The 21,797-nt window shown below is 37.7% G+C and carries 21 protein-coding genes; 7 read left to right on the top strand and 14 right to left on the bottom strand.

Going from position 1 to position 21,797, the window contains the following annotated elements:
* Window positions 1-6 precede the first annotated feature (6 nt).
* The gene (locus LEP1GSC049_RS223385; protein ID WP_004758376.1) at window positions 7-1,122 is read left to right on the top strand and encodes a 5-(carboxyamino)imidazole ribonucleotide synthase; all 1,116 of its coding nucleotides are present in this window, start codon (window positions 7-9) and stop codon (window positions 1,120-1,122) included.
* 818 nt (window positions 1,123-1,940) lie between these two features.
* Here the strand turns inward: LEP1GSC049_RS223385 and LEP1GSC049_RS223390 are convergent.
* From LEP1GSC049_RS223390 to LEP1GSC049_RS223410, 5 genes are read right to left on the bottom strand one after another with little or no spacing between them, the layout of a single operon-like run.
* Window positions 1,941-3,251 carry a UDP-glucose dehydrogenase family protein gene (locus tag LEP1GSC049_RS223390; protein WP_016560463.1) on the bottom strand — a complete coding sequence of 437 codons (1,311 nt, stop codon included), beginning with the start codon at window positions 3,249-3,251 and terminating at the stop codon, window positions 1,941-1,943.
* 48 nt (window positions 3,252-3,299) lie between these two features.
* The gene (locus LEP1GSC049_RS223395) at window positions 3,300-4,598 is read right to left on the bottom strand and encodes an ABC transporter ATP-binding protein (protein WP_004754862.1); all 1,299 of its coding nucleotides are present in this window, start codon (window positions 4,596-4,598) and stop codon (window positions 3,300-3,302) included.
* A complete protein-coding gene (locus LEP1GSC049_RS223400; protein WP_004755128.1) occupies window positions 4,595-5,350 on the bottom strand; it encodes an ABC transporter permease in 756 nt (251 codons plus the stop codon). The genes LEP1GSC049_RS223395 and LEP1GSC049_RS223400 overlap by 4 nt, the downstream gene beginning before the upstream one ends.
* Window positions 5,344-6,042 (bottom strand): JAB domain-containing protein, encoded by a 699-nt coding sequence (locus tag LEP1GSC049_RS223405; protein ID WP_004754984.1) that lies wholly within the window; start codon window positions 6,040-6,042, stop codon window positions 5,344-5,346. Before LEP1GSC049_RS223405 ends, LEP1GSC049_RS223400 begins: the two co-directional genes overlap by 7 nt.
* Complete coding sequence (locus LEP1GSC049_RS223410; RefSeq protein ID WP_004754705.1) at window positions 6,039-6,263, bottom strand: LIC12298 family protein; 225 nt, start codon at window positions 6,261-6,263, stop codon at window positions 6,039-6,041. The genes LEP1GSC049_RS223405 and LEP1GSC049_RS223410 overlap by 4 nt, the downstream gene beginning before the upstream one ends.
* 286 nt (window positions 6,264-6,549) lie before the next feature.
* Here LEP1GSC049_RS223410 and LEP1GSC049_RS223415 point away from each other — a divergent pair, with 286 nt between their 5' ends.
* Window positions 6,550-7,629: a hypothetical protein gene (locus LEP1GSC049_RS223415; RefSeq protein ID WP_016560497.1), complete on the top strand. Its 1,080-nt coding sequence runs from the start codon at window positions 6,550-6,552 to the stop codon at window positions 7,627-7,629.
* Complete coding sequence (locus tag LEP1GSC049_RS223420) at window positions 7,626-9,494, top strand: hypothetical protein (RefSeq protein ID WP_004763028.1); 1,869 nt, start codon at window positions 7,626-7,628, stop codon at window positions 9,492-9,494. Before LEP1GSC049_RS223415 ends, LEP1GSC049_RS223420 begins: the two co-directional genes overlap by 4 nt.
* A 112-nt stretch (window positions 9,495-9,606) precedes the next feature.
* On the opposite strand, the gene pssA is transcribed toward LEP1GSC049_RS223420, so the two are convergent.
* The 9 genes from pssA to LEP1GSC049_RS223465 all read right to left on the bottom strand — a co-directional run bounded on the left by pssA (window position 9,607) and on the right by LEP1GSC049_RS223465 (window position 19,250).
* Window positions 9,607-10,371 (bottom strand): CDP-diacylglycerol--serine O-phosphatidyltransferase, encoded by a 765-nt coding sequence (gene pssA, locus LEP1GSC049_RS223425; RefSeq protein WP_002178779.1) that lies wholly within the window; start codon window positions 10,369-10,371, stop codon window positions 9,607-9,609.
* Window positions 10,368-11,384, bottom strand: coding sequence for a tRNA (adenosine(37)-N6)-threonylcarbamoyltransferase complex transferase subunit TsaD (gene tsaD, locus LEP1GSC049_RS223430; protein ID WP_004755206.1), 1,017 nt, complete (start codon window positions 11,382-11,384; stop codon window positions 10,368-10,370). Before tsaD ends, pssA begins: the two co-directional genes overlap by 4 nt.
* 4 nt (window positions 11,385-11,388) lie before the next feature.
* Window positions 11,389-12,777 (bottom strand): S41 family peptidase, encoded by a 1,389-nt coding sequence (locus LEP1GSC049_RS223435; protein WP_004754139.1) that lies wholly within the window; start codon window positions 12,775-12,777, stop codon window positions 11,389-11,391.
* On the bottom strand, window positions 12,767-13,057 hold the full coding sequence (locus LEP1GSC049_RS223440; protein ID WP_004755218.1) for an LA_1448 family UV-C exposure upregulated protein: 291 nt from the start codon (window positions 13,055-13,057) through the stop codon (window positions 12,767-12,769). The genes LEP1GSC049_RS223435 and LEP1GSC049_RS223440 overlap by 11 nt, the downstream gene beginning before the upstream one ends.
* Before the next feature lie 38 nt (window positions 13,058-13,095).
* Window positions 13,096-13,707, bottom strand: coding sequence for a transcriptional repressor LexA (gene lexA / locus LEP1GSC049_RS223445; RefSeq protein WP_004754684.1), 612 nt, complete (start codon window positions 13,705-13,707; stop codon window positions 13,096-13,098).
* A gap of 52 nt (window positions 13,708-13,759) precedes the next feature.
* Window positions 13,760-14,941, bottom strand: coding sequence for an efflux RND transporter periplasmic adaptor subunit (locus LEP1GSC049_RS223450; protein WP_004754711.1), 1,182 nt, complete (start codon window positions 14,939-14,941; stop codon window positions 13,760-13,762).
* A gap of 17 nt (window positions 14,942-14,958) precedes the next feature.
* Window positions 14,959-16,419 carry a TolC family protein gene (locus LEP1GSC049_RS223455; protein ID WP_004767562.1) on the bottom strand — a complete coding sequence of 487 codons (1,461 nt, stop codon included), beginning with the start codon at window positions 16,417-16,419 and terminating at the stop codon, window positions 14,959-14,961.
* Window positions 16,395-17,003, bottom strand: coding sequence for a hypothetical protein (locus tag LEP1GSC049_RS223460; protein WP_017858951.1), 609 nt, complete (start codon window positions 17,001-17,003; stop codon window positions 16,395-16,397). Before LEP1GSC049_RS223460 ends, LEP1GSC049_RS223455 begins: the two co-directional genes overlap by 25 nt.
* A gap of 687 nt (window positions 17,004-17,690) precedes the next feature.
* On the bottom strand, window positions 17,691-19,250 hold the full coding sequence (locus LEP1GSC049_RS223465; RefSeq protein ID WP_004754946.1) for a tetratricopeptide repeat protein: 1,560 nt from the start codon (window positions 19,248-19,250) through the stop codon (window positions 17,691-17,693).
* Between the two features lie 113 nt (window positions 19,251-19,363).
* Between LEP1GSC049_RS223465 and LEP1GSC049_RS223470 the strand changes: the two genes are divergently transcribed.
* The 4 genes from LEP1GSC049_RS223470 to LEP1GSC049_RS223485 are packed head-to-tail and all read left to right on the top strand — an operon-like array spanning window position 19,364 to window position 21,790.
* On the top strand, window positions 19,364-19,888 hold the full coding sequence (locus tag LEP1GSC049_RS223470; protein ID WP_000517498.1) for a hypothetical protein: 525 nt from the start codon (window positions 19,364-19,366) through the stop codon (window positions 19,886-19,888).
* Complete coding sequence (locus LEP1GSC049_RS223475) at window positions 19,885-20,550, top strand: ABC transporter ATP-binding protein (protein ID WP_004753839.1); 666 nt, start codon at window positions 19,885-19,887, stop codon at window positions 20,548-20,550. The genes LEP1GSC049_RS223470 and LEP1GSC049_RS223475 overlap by 4 nt, the downstream gene beginning before the upstream one ends.
* The gene (locus LEP1GSC049_RS223480) at window positions 20,547-21,443 is read left to right on the top strand and encodes an ROK family protein (protein WP_004758428.1); all 897 of its coding nucleotides are present in this window, start codon (window positions 20,547-20,549) and stop codon (window positions 21,441-21,443) included. Before LEP1GSC049_RS223475 ends, LEP1GSC049_RS223480 begins: the two co-directional genes overlap by 4 nt.
* A complete protein-coding gene (locus LEP1GSC049_RS223485) occupies window positions 21,440-21,790 on the top strand; it encodes a histidine triad nucleotide-binding protein (protein WP_004753774.1) in 351 nt (116 codons plus the stop codon). Before LEP1GSC049_RS223480 ends, LEP1GSC049_RS223485 begins: the two co-directional genes overlap by 4 nt.
* Window positions 21,791-21,797 lie beyond the last annotated feature (7 nt).

Raw genomic sequence — 21,797 nt, 5'->3', positions numbered from 1 at the left:
TCTCGAATGCTTCTTCCTGGCTCCAGGCTCGGAGTGATGGGATCGGGGCAACTCGCAAGAATGTTTTGTTTAGAAGCGGTTTCTTTCGGTTACGAAGTTTCCGTTTATTCTCCCGAAAAAAATTCTCCAGCCGCCGGAGCAGGAGCTAAGGAATACGTATCCTCTTACGAAGACAAAAAAGCTCTGACTTTTTTTTTGGAAAATATAGATGCACTTACATTCGAATTTGAGAATATTCCAGAAATTGCACTTACTACGATAGAAAATTTTTCTAAACGAACCGGACTGATAGTCAGGCCTTCTCCGAACTGCATTCGAATTTCACAAAATCGTTGGGAGGAAAAAACCTACTTTCAAAAAGCGGAAATTCCTACTGTGAAATTTTATCCGGTTTTGACGGAAGAAGAGAAAAAATCAGTTCTTTCTAAAACTAATTTTCCCTGTATTTTAAAAACGAATACGATGGGTTACGACGGTAGAGGACAGGTTCGGTGTAAAACCGAGCAAGAACTATCTTCCGCACTTTCCAACCTCGACAAACTGGATCATATCGTGGAAGAATTTTTTCAATTTACTTCGGAAGCCTCCGTCATCATGGCCAGATTTGAAGACGGCAAAATCTTAAATTTTAGACCTTCTAAAAATGTTCATAAAAATCATATCTTGGACCTTACGTTTTATCCCGGAAATTTCCCCGATAACATAGAAACTAAACTTGTAAACTATGCAAAAAAATTGGCAGAAACGATCAACTACGTTGGGGTTTTTGGGATAGAATTTTTCATCAAAGGGGAAGAAATTTTATGCAACGAATTTGCACCTAGACCGCATAACTCAGGGCATTTCAGTCAAAACTCTGGTACAATTTCTCAATTTTCTCTTCAGCTGAGAACTCTTTGTAACTTACCTTCTCCAGAAATAATTCCGGCCAATCCCGTATCGATGAAGAATATTTTAGGAGAAGATTATAAACCTGAATCTAATCTCTGGAAGCAAACATTAGAAAATCCTTATTATCATCTTCATCTTTATGGCAAATCAGAAATTAAAAACGGAAGAAAGATGGGGCACTGGAATTATTCCGGCCCAGACACGGAATCAGCTTTTTTAAACTGGGATTAACGTGAGCAGAATGTAAGAAAATCTTGGCGAATCCGGCTTGTCACAGCCAGCTAGACCCGGCTCTTTAGCTCTCGTCAATAAATTGCATAAAAGAAACGTAATACAATATATCGTTTTTAGTTTCAATTAAAATGCGATCCATAACCAACCTCACAAGTTGAATAGGATTTTAGAATCAGAATTGAACTCAAGCTGAACGGCTCTCTCAAACTCAAGCCGTCTCGCTCCCTGAACTCAGCAAAACGCTTTTTGCGAAAGCGTTTTAGGTCGTTCGACAGGTTGTGGGGTGGGGCCGATCTTTTTACAGAGAATCTGTCGTAATTCCGACAGATTTATATTGAGATCCAAATACTTATAGGGACGACTATGATAGGGAGCTATACATTGAGTTTGAAGAAAGCGTTCTGCTAAAGTTTTCTCGCATCGATTCCTTTCGCATTATACTAAATTCACTTGGATTAACATATCATTCTCAAAACCGAATATTAAGAAATATTAACACAAATTCTAGCAATAAATTCGTTTTATTAAACCTGATTTTTCTGTAAAAATAAAATGGGGGAAACTCTCTTATTTTTTTAGTTTTTAAAAACTAAAAAAATAAGATCTAATCATCTCAATTGAAGTAGAAACCTTTTAGAAAAAATTTTTTCCTAGTTTTTTCACATAGAATTTACGTTGTTCAAAACCCAAATGGATATTAACTGAATAAAGAATTCGTTTCCAGACTTGAACAAAAAAGCCACAGACCCGAAATCAGAACAATTCGTAAACTTGAAGACAACTATCTTCGGATTTTATAAAGGCACCCGAAAAAATCAAACGTTAGGTTTACCGATAGAGAAGTATTGAAAACCTTCTTTTTTCATCAGCTCTGGAGAATATTGATTTCTACCGTCAAAGATAACCTTATTTTTTAAAAGACCTTTGATCTTTGAAAAATCGGGCTCTCTAAATTCCCTCCATTCAGTTAAAAGTAAAAGAGCATCCGCACCCTTCAAAGCAGAATAAGCGTCCGCAAAATATTCAACTTTTCCTTCAAAATAAATAGAAGACGTTTCTTTAGAAACCGGATCATAAACCTGTAACTTTACGTTTTTATCATGTAATTTTAAAAGTAGAGGAATTGACGGAGCCTCCCTCATATCGTCTGTTCCCGGTTTAAAAGAAAGTCCCCAAACCGCAAACGTCTTTCCAGAAAGCCCAGATTCTCCGTAAAACTTTATAATTTTCTCATAGAGTCTAAGCTTCTGAGATTCGTTGACCTCTTCCACTTTACGAATGATCTGAAGGGGAGCGCCTTCATCTTCGGAAGTTTTAATCAATGCACGAACGTCTTTAGGGAAACAAGAACCTCCATATCCAATTCCTGCGTATAAAAACTGTCTGCCAATTCTAGAATCGGTTCCCATACCCTTACGAACGTCTTCGTAATTTCCACCTACGACTTCACAAAGATTAGCGATTTCATTTGCAAAAGAAATTTTAGTCGCAAGAAACGCGTTACACGCATATTTTGTAAGTTCAGCTGAAACCACTCCCATTCTCAAAATAGGATTTCCGTTTAAGACAAAAGGAGCGTACAGTTGCGCGATTAAATCCCCCGCTTTTTGAGTTTCAGAACCGATCACAACTCTTTCAGGACGCATGAAATCCTCAATCGCTGCGCCTTCCTTTAAAAATTCTGGATTGGAAACCACGTCGAATTCTTCTTTAGTTTCGTTTGCAATGATGGCTTTGACTTTGGCCGCAGTTCCGACCGGAACCGTAGACTTATCAACGATTACCTTATATCCGTTGATGGACTTACCGATTTCCTTCGCTACTGCAAAAACAGCAGAAAGGTCAGAAGAACCGTCCAGTAAAGTGGGAGTTCCCACAGCGATAAAAATAATATCCGACTTTTCCACCCCTTCTTTGAGAGAAACTGTAAACTCTAATCTTTTTTCTTTCCAGTTGTTCAAAACGAGTTCGGAAAGTCCCGGTTCATAAATAGGAATGATTCCTTTTTTAAGATTTACAATTTTAGTTTCGTCCTTATCTACACAAATCACTTGATTTCCATATTCCGCAAAACAAGCACCCGCGACAAGACCTACATAACCGCTTCCAATCACACAAACTTTCATATTGAGAACCAGGATTCCGAACTTTCCGAACTGAGAAAGAAAAATAAATCAATCAAAAGCGTCTTTTTGAAGATTACTTTCCACTGGAAGCCAAACGACTCCTTCAAATTTAGGAAGATCTAAACGCTCCAGCTCAAAGGAAAGAATTCCATCTTTCCAAAGATAATTATTTCCTACGTGATTATCACCTTCGTGTAACGCAATCCCCAAAGAATATTTACCGGCAGAGAAATTCAAAGGAAGTCGGAATTTCGCCGTAACGGATTCCCCAGCTCGGATGTTTTTTAGAGAATTTCCGAGATGAAACGTGTTTGTTCCAAAAACGCGAATTCCGCGGGAATCGTCTATATGAAAACCTACCGTAAGATCTGGAATCTCATTTTTGAATATTACATGAATTGAAATCTCTACCTCACAACCTACCGGAAAAATTTTTGAATTCGCCCGAACCTTGTATTTTAAATCCTCTTCTGCACCACTTCGATTAATTCTGCCTGGAACCTGTTGTATATCTTGTGGTGATGAATTTTTTAAATAAAGTCCTACAAGATCTAAATCCACGGAAAGACTTTCCACAATCGAATCTTTTTGAACCGGAAAAATCGTTTCTTGTTCGGTTCCAGAACTTGCAATAATTTGCATATATTCCCGAAAACCTTTTACAGGATCACCGTTAAAAACCAATTTCCCTTTTTCTAAAATCAAAACCCTAGAACATACCGATTTTAAAAGTTCAAGATCATGACTTACGATTAAAGTCATAGTTCCTTGTTCTTGGAAAGAACGAAAACGTCTCAGACATTTTTGTTGAAAACTTGCGTCTCCTACCGCCAAAGCCTCGTCCACTATGAGAATGTCGGGCCTTGAAAAAGTAGCAAGTGCAAAACCAAGACGCATCACCATTCCGGAAGAATATTGTTTAATTGGAATATTCTTAAATTCTGTTAGACCGGAGAATTCAAAAATTTCGTCCATAGAAGACCGGATTTCGTTCGGATTGAGTCCCCAGACAAGACCGTTGTAGTATAAATTTTCCTCTCCGGAAAGTTCCGGGTTAAAACCAACTCCCAATTCTAAGATAGAACGAATAGAACCGGTTTTTAAAATTTTTCCGGACGAATAGGAAGAAACTCCGGTAAGAACTTTTAAAAGTGTGGATTTCCCAGCGCCATTTCTGCCGATCAAACCAACAATCTCACCCGAAAAAACCTCAAAACTTACGTTTTTAAGGGCGTCGTATTTGACGTCATTTCCCAAAAAACCAAGAGATAAAACATTCAAAATTCTTTGAAAAGGTCCGCTAAATCCAAAGTAAACCTTATTTAAATTTTCTACTTTTAAACTCAAAGATGGTCCAAAATGACAGAATGAAATTTAGAACGACTCAAAATTCCGATCAAAGGAAATAGAATCAAGGAAGGGATAAATTCTTTCCAATGAAAAACCGAAACAAAGTCGTTTAATAAACAAAATCGAAACAGCTCCAACGGAAAATTAAGAGGATTCCAAACGTTGATCGAATATAAAAAACCGGAAGAGACATACAAAATCGGCAAGGACCAAAAAAAGAACTGAGAAATAAGACGAATGAGAGGAGTAATATCCCTTAAAATCACGTTCGCCCTGGCCAAATATCCTTGGATAAAAGAAAGTAAATATCCTACTGCGAACATTATAAAAATCGAAATAGGAAATAGAACTAGATTCAATTCTCCTAAAATACTCAACACGATTAGAACTGGAATCGCTGTCACGGTAAAATGTATGAGCATTTGAATATAAGGAATCCAAAGAAAAATCTCCGGACCCAAAGGAGATCTTTTTATCAACTGTCGATTTTCCGTAAGAATCGAAGTACCTCGAATCATATATTCCTGCAGAGGAATCCAAAACAAAAGTCCGCTGAAAGAGTATCCTATAAAATCGGAAGCAGACTCCGGATTTCCTTTGAGATGAATGAATAAAAATACGATTGTGTAAATCAAAATTAGAGAAATATTTTGAACGAGCATCCAAGAAATCCCAAGAGCACTTCCCGCAAATTGTAAGGCGTAATCCCTCCTTACTAAAACCCAAAGAATCGGTAAATTTTTTAACACTTCGCTCGAGCCTGGAGAACCTTACCTTTCTTACAGGAATAGATCCCGTCAATTCCAAAAATCCATTGATCTAAAAGCTCCAAACCTATATTAGCCAACAAACTTCCGAAATTTTTATAAATCCAAAGATCTTCTTTACTCGGTTTAGAACTGGATTCAGGATGATTATGGGCGATAATTACAGCAGAAGCAGCATCATTTAAAATGATCTTCAAAAGATCCCTGGTCTGCACTCCTACTTCTTCTAAACTACCTACAGCGACAACTTCAGCTCTTAAAACGGCGCCTTCCGGAGAAAGTGTAATTAAAACAAAACATTCTCTGTTTTTAGGAATTAAACTGGTGGCAAGAAAATTGAGTAATTGTTCAGAAGAATAACGTTTTCCTTTCAAAGCCTCCCACTTAAGACGTCTTCCAATTTCTATGGCCGCAAGTAAAGTAGTCGCCTTTGCAATTCCTACTCCTGGAATTTTACGAAGATCCGAGACTTGTTTCTGAAGTAACCCAGCGAACCCTTTACTTCGATGCAAAATTTCTCGACTGAGTTCTTCGATGGGTTGGGCCCGATTCCCTCTCCCCAAAAGTACCGCTAAAAGCTCCCAGTCTTCCAGGGATTCGGCTTCGTATGCGATTCTTGTTCTGGGATCAGGAAAAGGACTCAACTTTTCAGAGAGTTTTCCACCAGACTTCAAATCCGCTTCAGATTGTTTTTACTCAGTTCAGAAAGAGAATCTGAAAACCAGGCCCCTTTTTGAACGAGTTCCCCTTCGAACGCTTCTTCCAGATAATCCGCAAAGGATTTTAGGTTCGATTCTCCCGCACGAGTCCGTTCTTTCCAGTTCGGCCCGGCTCCAGGGAGACCGCTACGTTTTCTCTGATAATTTGCTGATTCTTGCAGAGATCGAATGATCATAGTCTTCTCTCCATTTCCTAATAAATTAGACGACATAAACAAATAAAATAACAGGATAATCCACTAAACAGATATTTACATACTAATCAAAATAGTAGTAAATGTCAACCTAAAATCTTTCTTTTTAAGAATCATTGTTTAGGCTAAAAATCCTTTTCGTCTTCTGCGAGTTATCTTAACCCTTTCTCCGGACAAAACCGTCTGTGTTCTGATTTTTTTTCTAAAAAAATTTCGTTTTTTTTCAAGAAACCGCTCCCTAAAATAATTTCCTCGAACCGCTCTTAGAGTGGGGAAAAACAATTCGTTCAGACCGAAAAATTCTTTCTTAAAGTTCCAAGTTGTATTCGGTTTTTTTCTTTTGAGTTTTGTTTCCTTAAACTCGGAAGAAAAATCCTCAATTTTAGATCCTACGTTTTTTTTAATTCATAAAAACCTGAATCCTTCTTTAGGAGGTTTGTTCGAAACCAGAAAAAAATTTACTTCTTATGGAGCCTGGCTTGAACTTCCGGTTTGGAAACGGGAACGTAAACATTTTTGGAAAACCCATTTTCTCTATAAGAATCACAAAACTTTTTCAGTCGTTCATCAAACTTACGTAGGACTTGAATATTCTTTTGTTCCGGAAAAGAACGACGTTTTACGCCTTTGCGTTTCTGTGGGTTGGGAAAGAGGAGAAAAGGATCTAGGAATTTTCGGAATCCATCTTACGATTCCAGACAAACAAACAGTCCAAGTTTTTGGAAAAATCGGAAAAGATTTTAAAAGTGGTTCTGTCTTTCTTCATTCTAACTTTGATACAGGAATTCAATTATTTTTAGGATTTTCAAGAACTTGGGACAAATCTTATACAGAAGATCAATTCACTCTTGGAATCGGAATTTCTTGGGAAAAAAGTTACTCTTCCTTTTTCTGGAATCAAACGCCGGAAGAAGAATCGTTTTTAACTGGAAAATTTGGAATCACTACTTCCCAACAAGACTTTAAATCTAAAACTCTCTTTCAATCCACAGACGAACTTGGGTCTAATTCAATTTTAAAATCCAAAAATTTAGATCCTAGAAATACAAAATCAAAATCGATCGAAACCTCTCTTTTAGAAAAAGAAAAAACAAATCACTCCTACATAAGTTCGTCTATTCGTAGTTATACGATAATTTCTGTTTCCGTTCAGGAATTATTGTCCGCCGGTTTTATTCTTTCCTCCGCTTTGAAAATTTCCAAGGCGAGTTCCAGTTCTAAAGAAGAATTTTTAAAGTTGTTTCATTCTCTTTCGGCAAAAGAACAAACCAAAATTTTCGTTCTTTTGAAAAAGAAAAATCCGAAACACATTTTCAGAAACTCAATTCTCTCCAAAGATAGAAGATGATTTTTCTATTAAAACGTTCACTTACAATTTTAAAAACGTGTTCTCTCCGATTGATTCCTTATTTTCCATTTTCAAAACCAAAAATTAAATCTGGGGAAAATTTAGTTTTTACTTCTTTAAAACAAATTCAATTTATAAAAAATTTAATTTTTTATTCAAAAAAACGAATTCTATTTTCCGAATATTCCTTATCTTTAAAATTTAAAATCTTTCTATTAAAACTAAAATTTTTTATTTTAGCCCAAAATATATATAAAAATGTTTTTTCTAAATATATTCTAAAGTTTATTTTTAAATTTGTAACTTTCCGAAATTCAAAAGATAGTTTTAGATATAAAAACAGACTTACGTTTCAAAAAAACGACCTTCGTTTCTTTGATTTTAATTTTTTTTCAAAACTTCAAAACAAAGAGATAAAAAAATCAATTTGGTTTTTGAAACGATTTTTTATTTTTTTAACTGTTACTTTTTTATTTTGGATAACCGATCTTTTTGCGGTTGAATCCAGAATCGGAGTTACGTTTGAAACCTATGAATCTAGATATTCTCATTATACTAAAGAAAATTGGTTTTTTAAAACCTCGAATTGTACAATCAATAATGAATCGATTCGGATAAATTTAAACGATAAACACCAAACGGATTCTTTCGGTGTTAGGCGAGGTATTGCTTTACGAAATTCAAAAAATTTTTTTCCCCTTTCAAATTGTTTTACAGGTTTTGTGGAATCTAGAAACGGAAGTCCTTTTGTTTCCGGCCAAATCGACCAGAAATTTTTCAGAGCAAGTTTCGGCCACAGATTCCGTCCTTTGGAAAATTTTTATTTTCTGAGGGATAATAACTTTTATACAGCGTTACCCGGAATCGATCAACCGATTCACAAAGCTGGATTTTTAGGTTTTAAATGGAAAAATTGGTCCATAGGAACGTATTACTCCGAACAAGAAGCTAAACATAAACCTGGAATTTATTTTATTTCTCCATGGAAATTTTTCGAGTTTGCGTATTCACCTGAAATGAAAAAACATTACGCTTCCGTAAACTTTCATTCGGATCGATTCGGTTTTACCGGTCCTAAAATTGTTTCTAGGATTCAAACCTTTGGTCAAAAAAAGGAAATTGACGGTACGTTTTATTCTTCCGTTTCTTCTGAAAAGTTAGAATTCAAACTCACCGGTTATCGGGGAAAAAGCGAAGATTTGTTTGCTCTGGATCCGGATCGAAATGAACTCAAAGGTAAGGCACAACTCGCACGTCTGGGAATCGTTTCCAATTCTTATTTTAGTTTAGAATGGATTCGCGCTTGGAACCGTCCTTTAGAATTCGATTTGAAACGATCCAATTTTTTTCCTAGCGACATTCTACAATTGTTAGAATCGGAAAAAGAATTTCGAAAGGATTTAGATCCTTCTTCAAAACGTTGGGAGATTATCGCTGGTAAGGCTCCTATCTTCTACGATCTTTTTTGGGGAGGAATTCTTTTGAGTCTCAGAAATTATTCAAACGAAACCATTGGTCGCGGAATTTATTACGGTCTCGTTCGAAAAAATTTTACGATCGAAGCCGGTCAAGAATGGAGAATGAACGGTGATTGTATCACCGAAGGAAAATGGTCTTTTCGCCTGAACGAATTTTGGAATTTAGAAGGTGCTTTTTTATTTCAGAAAGAAGACAACAAAACGGATTCTCTTTTTGAAGCAAGAACCGCAAGAGACGAAACGAGTTTTATTTTTACGGATCGTCCCTCTTCTTTTCGTCTTAGATTACTATCGCCTTACATCGCTTTTACGGTCAGCCATTCTAGAAGAAAAGAAAACAAAAACGACGGAATCTGGATCAATCTACAAATACAATTTCCTTTTTAGTTTTTCTTAAAATATAAGTTTTATTATAAGAAAAACTAAAAAGAGACAAGTTTACCCATTTCTAATACAACACTTACGCGCGTTCGTTTAAGATTTACGAAACGTCTTTCAATCAATCCAACTTAACTCTAAATTCTTGGATTAAATGTATGAGAAAGGTCATAATTCCGGAAAAAATATAAAAGAAAATCAATCCATAGATCAACCAAGGCCAACGTTTGAGTCCAATCAATGCGAGTAAAATACCAATTCCAGCAATCAGTAAAAACAAACGAGTAGGACTGAGTTTGGATCGAATCGCTACTTGAGGTTTCGAATAACGTATGTTAGAGACCATCAATACTGCAATGAGTACAAACGCCGCGATCGTGATCCAATGAGGTGCGGAGTTCGCATTCAAAAAGATAGGAAAAAATCCCACGGTCACCCCAGCAACGGGAGAAGGTAATCCCGTAAAAGACTTAGGATCGTGAGCCACGTTGAATCTTGCGAGTCGATATGCCGCACAAATCGGAAAAACTGCCGCGATTAACATTCCGATCGGAAAAAGGTCTTCCTTTCCGAAGACGTCTATTTTGTATTCGCATAAGACCATTTGATACATCAAATAGCCGGGAGCAATTCCGAACGCGGTTAAATCCGCAAGACTGTCCAGGTCGGCTCCTATTTCCGAAGTCGCATGGAGGGCCCTGGCAGCCATTCCATCTAATCCATCGCAGAGCGCAGCGAGTAATATAAAAAATCCTGCAAGTGTATAGGCCTGCAATTCGTTTCCGTTTCTGGACCCTGCTTCCGACGCTACGAGCATCGCACTGAATCCCATCGTGAGATTTCCGAGCGTAAGAGTATTAGGAACCCAACTAAGTTTGAGTTTCATGAAAAAATCTCCTGTCTGGATGGACTGACCGTAAAATCAATATCTCTTTGATAACCTTTTTGAAACAAATAGTATCCCAACGACGCTACCATTGCACCGTTATCAGTACAATAAATTTTTTTCTTGGGAGCAAAAAGTTCCACAGAATTTTTTTCGGCCCAGGCATACAACCGATTCTGAAGAGTGGAATTTGCAAGTACCCCCCCAGCGGCAAAAATACGTTTGATCCCGGTTTTTGCAACCGCCCGTTTAAGATTTCTTTCCACGAGATCAAATGCAGAATTCTGAAAATTCCAACAAATTCTTTCCTTTGAAAGTTCTTTTTGTTTTTCCAACAATACCATCACCGCGGTTTTAAGTCCGCTAAAAGAAAAAGATACCTCTTCTTGTGGAAGATTCCGTAAAAGTGGCGGAAGAACCGGTTTTTCATTTGAAGATGGTTCGTATTCTTTCGCTTTCACTTCTATATGAGGTCCACCCGGATAAGGAAGTTCTAAAAGGCCTGCCACCTTATCAAAGGCTTCTCCAAGGGCGTCGTCCATCGTATCTCCTACCAGTTCCATTCTACCAAACTCATGTAAGATGTAAATGGCCGAATTCCCTCCGGAAAGTAAAAGTCCTAAAACCGGAAATTTTGTGGGAACTCCCTCCAAATGTAATACAGCAAAATGAGACTGAAGATGGCATACAGGTAGGATCGGAATTCCGTATACCATATGAATACAACGAGCCATCTGGGCTCCTACCATCAAAGAACCTGTCAAACCAGGAGAAGAAGTCACAGCGACGTATGAAAGATCTTCAAATTGAATCCCGGATTCTTCCATCGCTTCTTCGAGTAAAAAATTGATTTTTTCTAAATGAGCCCTAGAAGCGATTTCCGGAACAATTCCTCCGTAGGGTTTATGCAAATCGATCTGACTGAAAATTTTAAGACTTAGTAAATCCTTACCATCACGCACAATCCCAATCGATGTTTCATCGCAACTGGTCTCGATTCCCATTCCGATCATGGGTTTAAGATTTTTTTTCTCCGTCTTTGTTAAGACTTAAAATTTCGATCGCCTTACGAAGTTGTGGATCCAGCTCCAAATCCAAAATCGAATTTTCCCCTTCTTGACGAGTTTTACTTTTATATAAAAATCTGGCTACGTCCGCGGAAAGTTTGATTCCTTTTTCAGAAAGATATTTTTCAAAAAGGACAAAGTTGGATTCGGAATAATTCGGATTTTTTAAAAGGAATGTCTCTAACATTTTCTTTTCGGCCATCTTACGAATATAAAAACGATCGTCTTCGGTGGGTTCGATTGGCCTTACAATCACGTCCGGTTGAATTCCTTTTCCGTGAATCGACTTTCCGCTCGGAGTATAATATTTTTGTATCGTGAGCGCAATACCAGTGTTATGCGATAGTGAATAGATATTTTGAACCGAACCTTTTCCGAAAGAAACCGTTCCTAAAATTTTTCCTCTCCCGTGATCCTGCATCGCTCCTGCAAAAATTTCGGAGGCGCTAGCAGACCCTTCGTTGATCAGTACAACTAACGGTAAATTGGTGAACTTATCATTTGCCGCAGTGGAACGGAAAACCCGAACAAGTTCTCCCCCTCTTCCTTTTACGGACACGATGTCTAAATCCGGTTTTAAGAATAAGTCCGAAAGTGCAATCGCAAGATCTAAAAGTCCGCCTGGGTTCATTCTCAGATCTAAAATCAATCCTTCGGCTCCTTTTTCTTTGAGCGAATTTAATTCCCTTTTAAATTCGGAAAGTGTATTCTCCTTTCCCATAAACTGATTGAGTTTGATATAACCTAGTTTTTCTTTTTCCAAAAAAGAAGATCTTACATAACGAATTTTGATCATCTCTCTGACTAAGGTGAGAACCATAGGTTCCTTTTGGTTCTTTCTTTCCAGTTTGATAGAAACGGAAGTGCCTACCTTACCACGCATCAGTTTGATAGAATCGGAAAGAGAAAGGTCATGTGTGTTTTTCCCGTCTATTTCTATAATTCTATCCTGAGGTAAAATTCCAGCCTTCATCGCGGGTGTGTCTTCAATAGGAGAAATGACTACAATCGCACCATCCGCAAAAGAAACCTCCATTCCCAATCCGCCAAAACTACCCCTGGTTTCCTCTTGAAGTTGTGAAAAATCATCCTTGTCCATAAAACGAGAATGTGGATCTCCCAAAGAAGAAAGAAGTCCTCGGATGGCTCCTTGATAAAGTTTTTCCTCGTCTACGGATTCTACATAGTCGGAATGAATAGTGGACAATACTTCGTGGAAAATTTGTAGATAAGATTCTCCGGTTTTAGAAATTCCTTTTACGGTTTCTATCGGAAAGATCAGTGCAAAGCTGAGAAAGGAAACAATTCCAATCCAGATCATTCTTTCTTTATTTTTCATATTCTTTGATCAACGCTTCGTGTAGAGCGGGATTTTTTTGTTTCAGACTCCTGAGTACACTATCTGGATCCAATCGATATACAGAACAAGCTTCCAAAAAAAAGGTTAAATCTCCGGACGGAGATTTTTCGGAAGAGGTCTTGAGATTAGCATTGATTCTTGCAATGCTTACTCTTTCTAAAACCCTTTTTAAATCACTTTCTGTGATTTCTTTTTTAGGGGGACTGCATTGAAATACAAAAAGAAGAAGTACAAAGAAGAAAAATTTTCGTGAATACACTCTGTCCGAAGTCTCAGTTGAGTTTCTCACTCTGTCAATCAGTAAATTCGATATAAACCGATCAGCTTTCCCATGATGGTCGCTTTCTTAGTTTTAATCGGTTTGTATTTCGGATTTCTAGCTTCTAAACGAATCTGATCTTGTTCTTTATAATATACTTTCAAAGTAGCCTCGTCTTCGATCAGTGCAACTACAATCTCTCCATTTCGAGCGATGTCTCTCTTTTCTATGATTGCGATGTCTCCATTATTGATTCCTGCTTCAATCATGGAATCTCCCTGAACACGAAGCGCATACATAGGAACATTTCCTTTAGCCATCTCGTCTGGAATCGGAATATAGGATTCTATATTTTCTTCCGCAAAAATAGGAAGCCCAGCCGCTACTTGGCCGATGACAGGAATACTTGTGGCCTGAACGGGAAGCGATTCCATAGGACTTTGACGAATGAGTTCGATAGCCCTGGATTGGTTCTTTGCGGTCTTGAGATACCCCTTTTTCTCAATTGCTTTGAGATGATCGTAGGCGCCCTTTGCCGTAATTCCAAACTCGTCTCCGATTTCTCGAATCGTAGGCGGAAAACCGCGCTCTTTGATGATTGCTGTGATAAATGCAAGAACAGCCTGTTGTTTGTCTGTCAGGTCCTTCATACTAAACAACTTAGTAGTGAATAAATGCTAAGTCAACACAAAAATAGTAAAATCAAAGCTTTAAATATTCACTTTTAAGAATGAAAGATCCTTTAGAAACAACCTCCGCTCCATCTTTGATACCAGATTTGATGACCACTTCATCTCCCACCGTGTCTCCTGTAATTACTTCAGTAGCTTCAAAACTTCCGTCTTCGTTCTGAAGAAACACAATAGACTTTCCTTCGATTTCATGAACTGCTTCCAGAGGAACTGTTCTTCTTGGTTCAGAACCAGAATTAGCCACCATTCCTTTTACTTTTGCGGTTACGGATTGACCCGGTTTTAGTTTTCCGTTTCGATTGGAAACCATGATTCTAAGTTTCGCGGTTCTTTTGATACTATCTAAAACGCTTCCCACATACGCGACTTCTCCCCGAATTCCGGGAGACTTTTCATCTCCTAATGGATAAATCTGAGCTTCTGCTCCTTCAGAAATCATACCTAGATCTTTTTCATAAACTTCTAATAAAACCATCAGATTGGTTAAATTGGCGATGGTAAATAGGTCTTCGTTTCTAGTCACTTGTTGTCCTTGAACCGCCTTTCTTTCTGTAACTTCTCCATGAATAGGACTTCTTAGAACTAGATTAGAAGAAACATAAACCCCTCTTTCAATTCCAGCGATTTCCGCGGGAGTCAATCCGTAGTTTTCTAATTTGATTCGAGTCGTTTCCACCTCGGTTTTAGCGGTTTTATATTGCATATTTGCAAATTCGTAATCTTTTGCGGAAGTCACTTTCATATCAAAAAGTTCTTTTGCACGATCAGCTTGCAACTTTAAGGCCTCAAGACTGGCCCTTGCTTTTACGTAAGAAGCTTCCACTTCCCCGAGCATTACCGAAGAAAGAATCGCAAGTGGAGAACCCTGACTGACTCGATCCCCTTCTCTCACTAAAACTTTTTTGATTCTGGCTTCTACCGTGGAACCCGCTCTGGCCATACTTTCCGGGTCGTAAGAAATCCTTCCAGGAAGAGCCACTTCGTCAATTGCAGAGATCTCCTTAAGAGAGACTAACGTAATAGGATGTCTTTTTAATATCTCTTCGGATACGGTGAATTTGTTTTTATCTACAGTCGATTGTTTCTTTTCTTCAGCTTTTTTCGGGAAAAATTTTTTATATCCTAAATATCCCGTACTTAAAACCGCGAGAAGAACCAGAATGAATTTATATCTTTTTATGATTTGGATCATAGAATCTCCGAAGTTTTTTAGTCCCTCTCCATTTTTTTTCCGACTGCAGCTTTATAAATCTCAACCGCGTTGTAGTATAGATACAACACTTCATAATAATCTCTTAATACGGTAAGATAATTTTTTTCGGCCTGTAAGAAGGTCACCTGATCGGATGCTCCTCTTACGTAAGCGATCCTAGATTTTTGTTCCAGTTGTTTATTTTTTTGTAATAGATTGATTCTTTCGTACTTTGCGAGAAGATCTTCCCTTGCGAGTAATTCCTTTTTAGATGCCTCGATTTCTTCGTTCACTTCCCTTTTTTTTGCTTCGAGTGCAAGTTCAAATTTTCTATGTTCTTCTTTTGCGGAAAAAACCTTTCCTTGTCCTCTATCGTTTAAGGGAAGCGGGATCGTAGCAAAAACTCCTGCGTAGTGTTCATTACCTTTGATTCTCCATTCTCCTCCTACCTGCAGATAACCTAGGGCCTCTCTTCTTTGAAGATCTATATTTAGTTTTTTCTCTTTTACCCTTTCTTCAAGTGCAGCTATGTCAGGACGGTTTACGGACGCAACCGAAGAATCCTTCAATTTAAGTCCTAGGTCTTCCAAAGATTTGAATTTCATTTCCGTTTTAAACGCGAAAACTCCTTCCGATTCACGAATTCCAGAAAGGATTCTGAGTTCTTTTTCCACAAATTGTCTTCGAACGAGCGCGTCTCGATAAAATTTCTCCACCTGAATTCTTTCCAATTCAAGTCTTTCATATTCAAGAGGAGAAATGTCCCCCTTTTCGACTCGAAACTTAGTCAGTTCCAAAAGATCACTGTAATTTTCGTAAAATTCTTTATTATAATCTACTAAATTAGTAAGAAATAAATAAGCCCAGTAGTTTTGTCTGAGTCTAAGTCTAAAAAGTCTATCAAAGTTATCGAATTCTCCTAAAACCGCTTCGAAAGATTTTTTGGCTACCTTAGATCTAAGCGAAATGATTCCGTATACGTCCAAATCCTGATAAAGCGCGGGGGCAACTTCTGTATTCCCCCCTTGAGATCCATTGGCCCCTAAAATCTGTGGTCCAGAAGATCCTCCTCCGGGCATTCCTATAAACTGTTGTTGATATTGTATGACAGGATTTCGATAAAGAGAAGCAGTGATTACCCTTCCTCTTTCAATTCCCATATTTTGTTTTTCTGCGAGATAAAGAGGGTTATTTGCGACCGCGTATTCGGTTAATTTTTCTACGTCCCAGTCTACTATCTTTCCGGCAAAAGAAACCGAATTAGCAGAGTCTTGTGTCTGGGTTTGTATTTCCTGTAAATTGGGAGACTTATTGGGGTCTGTAGTTGTTTCGGCCCCCAATCCGTTTTTTTTTCTTTCTTCTTCCGTAGTAAACGGAAATTCAAGAGGGATCACCTCCGAGTCAATTTGAGAAAACGGGTTCAGTCCGAGAAAAATACCAAAAGCCAAAACCACTAAAACATTCTGTGAAGATACCATTTTCCCTGCACTTTTTTGAAATATGGATTGATAAGTTCTTTCTCCCATTCCGTGTTTTCTTTAAATCTAAATTTTAATTCGCATTCTGTCATACTTTCATAATAGAACTCTATTTCTATCCCTCCCGAAAGTAAAAATAAATCCCGGACCGTTCTTACGTTTTCGGAGTTCTTTTGTTTTTTCAGTAATTCCCGATCGAAAAAATAAGTCTCGAAATAATTTCCTTTTTTCGAAAGTTCCTTTTTGATTTCTTCTCGGGTCCAATTCCCTTTTAGATCCAACAATAATCCTTCTTTTGGAGAAATCTGATCCGGTAGTTTTGAATAATCTTTTGCAACCGTATCTTCTACAAGTGTTTGGATCAAACGTAGAATTTCAGAAGTATCTTTTTTGTGATCTACTGTATGACCTGCAAGAAATATCTTTCCGGCCCGAATTTCCGGCACTTTTAAATTCGTTTCGGCAAAAAATGTTTCTCTTTCCAATGCAAAACTGCAGTAAAAAGTCAAAATCAGACCGAGCCATAAAACGTGGGAGATCCTACTTTTCTTAGTAGGAAGTTTTTGTTTTGTAAGAAAATTCATTCTGATTTCCAAGTTTTTCAAAGAAACGTATCCGGTCTCTGGAAATCAATCTGAAAGTCTAAGTAAAATTTTTGTTTTTATGAATTTGAATTTCTGAAATTTAAAAACCAGTACCGTAAAATTTAAAATAACGTGAATTTGTTATAAGGAACTATTGCATAAAAATTCCTTTTTTCACAAAAGAATCGAACTACCCCACTCAAACTCTCTGCATATTTATAAATATAAACCTTAGTGACCGAAAAATTTTAAAAAAACAGAATGAATCTAAATCCGTGGGAACTACTGCGAACTGAATCACAAAAAATGAATGTTTAAAAAACTGTAAAATCATCAATATTAGATTTCTGTAGGAACTACCACAAATCACAATTTTACGGATACATTTTGAAAATGTGGAAACTACTATGAAAATTGAACAACTTTGGAACTGCTCGAAAATTCGCAAATTGTGCGATCTAATTTTTGTGGGAACTACTGCATTTTATTAGAAATTTCTAAAGAATTCTTGAGTAAAATTCTTTGAGGTTTCGGAACAAACTTTTTGTAAAATCAATCATTCATTTTCTGGTATTATTTTCATACGACTAAGTAGTAACTGTTGAATTTGTAAAATTGCAGAAGTTTTACAAATCGTAATTGTATGGATGAAATTCAAAAACGAAACAGAGTTCGATTTTAACTATTTCACTTTACTTCTTGTCGAAGAGCCTTTTTCAGAAGTTCTTCTAAATCCTTACCGCTGATTACATTCAACAAAGAAGAATTTTCAGAAAGAAATCGTTTAGCTCCTTCCGTAAACTCAGCGTCTCCAACGATAAACGCCTTATCCAAACTCAATTCGCTCAACTGAGCAATCGTATCTCTTAAAAATATATCCGAAATCTTCGCGTCCTTCCATTTACGAAATTTAAATAAAGAACGAGTTTCCTTATCCGCCTTGTTCAAACCGGCAAGATTGAGACCATCACCTTCCTTATTAGGAACTTCTCTACTGACCGTATAATTCAAAGCCATTACAATTCGAACACAAAGATTTTTGAAATCCACACCTTTCAATTGGCGATAATGATCCAGTACCCCGATTCCAATTTTAGAAACGTCCGAAAGAACCTTATTCCCTTGATCGTCTAAAATTCCTTTGATATGAAAAGATTTAGAAGATTTAAGTCCGGAAAGTTCATAAAAACGTTCTACTGGAAAAAGTTCTCCAAAGATTCTAGCAATCTCATCGTCCAAAGAAAAATTTCCGTTCTTCGCTGTGTCGGTTTTTTTAGTCTCCAGTTGAAATTTATAATTCGCCAGTTCCAAAATTCTTTGGTCGTCTATTCTTTCCGACTCAGCCTCAATGAGATATTCACTGGCTTCTTCTAGTTTTCCCAGTTTTATCGCTAAAAGAGAAAAATAAACGTCGGAATCGATCATCTCTTGTTTCCAACCGTTGGTCCTCGCCATCTCCATACAAAGTCTTGCGTGTTTGAGAGCTTCTCCTAAATTCTTTTGAAGAATAAAACAACACATTAAAAACTGGAAAATCGTATAACGCACGTAGTCGTCTTCGATTGAATCCGCAACGGAATTTGCGATCCGAATCGCCTCGTCGTATTTTCCGTCCCGAGTCAAACTAAGAGCGTATAAAAAACCACCAACCGGAGAAGCAGAATCAAGGTCGTAGGCTTTTGCAAAAAATTCTACCGGATTCCCTTTTCTAAGAATCGCAGAGACCACACCTTTTCCGATAAAAAGAGAAGGAATTTTGATCTTATCATTCGAAATTTTACCTAAGAAACGATCCGCGATCATAAATTCTTTTTGTCCCAAAGCCATAAATCCGATTCGAACGTTTGCTTCTGGATTTTCCGGATCGATCGCTATCGTATCTAAATAGTGAAATAGGGCTTCTTCAAATAAATCCTGTTGATAGTAAATATCCGCGATTCGGTTAGAGACGGCGACCTGGTTGATTCCTTTTTCGTAGTTTCCTATCTTTTTGATTTTTTCTAGATGGCGGGCTTCGTTGACCGTATCCCCTTCCATCGCGTAAATTTTTGCGATCACGTAATGAGCTCTTACGTTGGAAGGAGAATTATCTAAAATGTCCCGAATGATCACACGTGCGTCTACGTAGTTTCCCATCGCCGCAAGCGCCAGAGCCTTTTCAAAAGCGTCTTTTTTGGTCTGAATCAGAAACGATCCAGACGCAACAATCAGAATGATTCCAATGGCGACTAGAATGATGAAGATCATTTTTTTGTTTTTCTTTCAGGTTCCGGTTGGTAAATGGATAAAATCCAGGAAATAAATCCGGGCTTTATCCGATTTTAGGATAAAATCGATCATTTTTATAGAAACAAAGACCAATGGGAAAACTTACCTATTTCAGATTCGCGTATTCTATTGTAAAACGGGATATTACAATCAGTATTCTTCATATTGGATTTTCTTCCCTATTTTGTTTTTTTCTAATTTTCGGGATCTTTCTACTCAGAATGGACAGAACCCCTTCCAACTCTTCTAGTATCGAACTCTTCCGGAATTATCCTCAGTTGGTTTTATTACTCAGTTCTTCCGGATTAGTCTTTATGGCGATTACAAGAACCCTTCTCAGAACCTCCGATGCAGGAATTATGATGGCAGTCGGAGGAAATCGAATTGGAACGGTTCGGCTTTTAGTGTCGGAACTTTGGATCTTACATGGAACCGGATTTTTTCTAGGTATTCTTACCACCATATTTTTTCCACCTTGGGTGGCAGAAGGTTCTAGTTTATTCGATTATGGAAAAGCCTTTTTCATCTGTATTTTTCTCATTTCCGGAATTGGATCGATTCTTTCTTTGATTCTGACATTTTTAGATCCTTATCGATCGATTCGGAGGGGAAAATGATTCTTCGCATCAACAACCTCTCTCGAGAGTATGGAAAATCGAAGGCGGTTAACGGAGTTTCCTTCGATATGAATCAGTCCGACTACGTTGCCATCGTAGGTCCTTCCGGTTCCGGGAAAACCACACTTCTTTCTATGATTACTGGAATGCTTTCGAGCACTTCCGGAGAAGTTTACTTTGATACTACTAAAGTAAGCGATATGAGTAACGGCGAACTTGGAAACTTCAGAGCAAAAAACATAGGACTTATCTTCCAATTTTCCGAACTTCTTCCCCATCTAGACGTGGAAGAAAATATCCTTCTTCCCGCTTTGCTTGTAGGTAAATTCAGTCCGAAAGAATATTTAGAAAAATGCGAATACTTGATTCGTAGTCTTCATTTAGAATCGATCCGTAAAAGTTATCCCAGTAAACTTTCTGGCGGTCAGATTCAGATGACCGCCATCGCCAGATCCCTAATCAACGAACCGGAACTTCTTCTTGCGGACGAACCTTCGGGAGACTTAGATCCAGAAAACAGCGAATTAGTACGAGATCTTCTCTACGATTTCAACTCCAGAGGTCTTACGATTCTATTAGTAACTCATGATATGAATTTAGCCTTTGACGCTAAAACAATCTATGAAATGAGAGAGGGAGAATTTACCCGGGTGGTAAAATGAAATCCTTTCTCGGAATCGATATAGGCGCCGGAAGTATCAAAGCAAGTCTCATCGATTCCAACGGAAACGTGTTAAAAAGTTCTTTCCGCAAAACCGGAGTGGAAACAAACGAAAAACAATTCCTAGATTCTATTTGTGACATCGTATCGGAAATGAAAACTTCCTCCTTGATGGCGGTGGGTATAGGAAGTCCCGGACCGATCGATTCTGAAAATGGAATTTTGATCGAGTCTGCCAATCTTCCGCTTTTAAAAAATGTGGCGTTAGTCTCTCATTTAAAAGAAAAGTTTTCTATTCCAGTATATTATAATAATGACGCAAACCTTGCCGCTCTGGGAGAATACCATTTCGGTTTAGGAAAAGGATCACCTAATTTGATAATCCTAACCTTAGGAACCGGATTAGGAGGTGGTTGGATATATCAAGGAAAACTTTTCAACGGTTATAAAGGAAGTGGAATGGAAGCGGGACACGTTACGTATCTTCCAAACGGCTCCCTATGCGGTTGTGGTCAAAGAGGTTGCACCGAAGCCTATTTTAGCGCCAGCGGATTTTTAAATCGATACAAAGAAAAAACAGGAGAAGTTTTAAATTCTGCGGAGGAATTTTTTGAAAAAAGTAGAAAGGGGGACAAAACCGCATTGATTTTGTTAAACGAAGGAATTGAAGCTCTTGCACAACTTTGTAGAAATCTAATTCATACAATCAACCCGGAGAAAATCGTTTTTACGGGAGGACTTGTAAATTCCTGGGATTTGTTCGGTAATTCTCTACAAAATAGGATCCGGGAATTGATTTTTCCAATTTTTAAAACGTATACCCAAATCCTTCCCGGAGGAAACGTATCCGGAACCTTAGGCGCCGCGGCGCTTTGTATGGAGAATCAAGAATGACAGATCCAAATTGTATTTTTTGTAAAATCGTCCGTAAGGAAATTCCTTCCAAAATCGTTTTTGAAAACGAAGAGACATTAGCTTTTTATGATATTTCTCCCCAAGCCCCGGTTCACATAGTTTTTATTCCTAAAAAACATATTTCCTCTCTTTCTGAAATCGAAAACGAAGATTCCAATCTGCTCGGAAATATTTTATTACAAATCCGTGATATTGCAAAAAATCTTGGATTTGCAGAAAACGGCTATAGAGTAGTAAATAACACAGGAAAAAACGGAGGACAAACTGTATTTCACATTCACTTTCATCTTTTAGCAGAACGACAATTGCACTGGCCTCCGGGTTAAACAAAGG

Origin of the sequence: Leptospira kirschneri serovar Cynopteri str. 3522 CT, from assembly GCF_000243695.2 — a bacterium.
Taxonomy (GTDB): Bacteria; Spirochaetota; Leptospiria; order Leptospirales; family Leptospiraceae; genus Leptospira; species Leptospira kirschneri.
The sequence above is the reverse complement of the archived record's forward strand: the minus strand, read 5'-3'. Positions and strand labels throughout refer to the sequence as shown.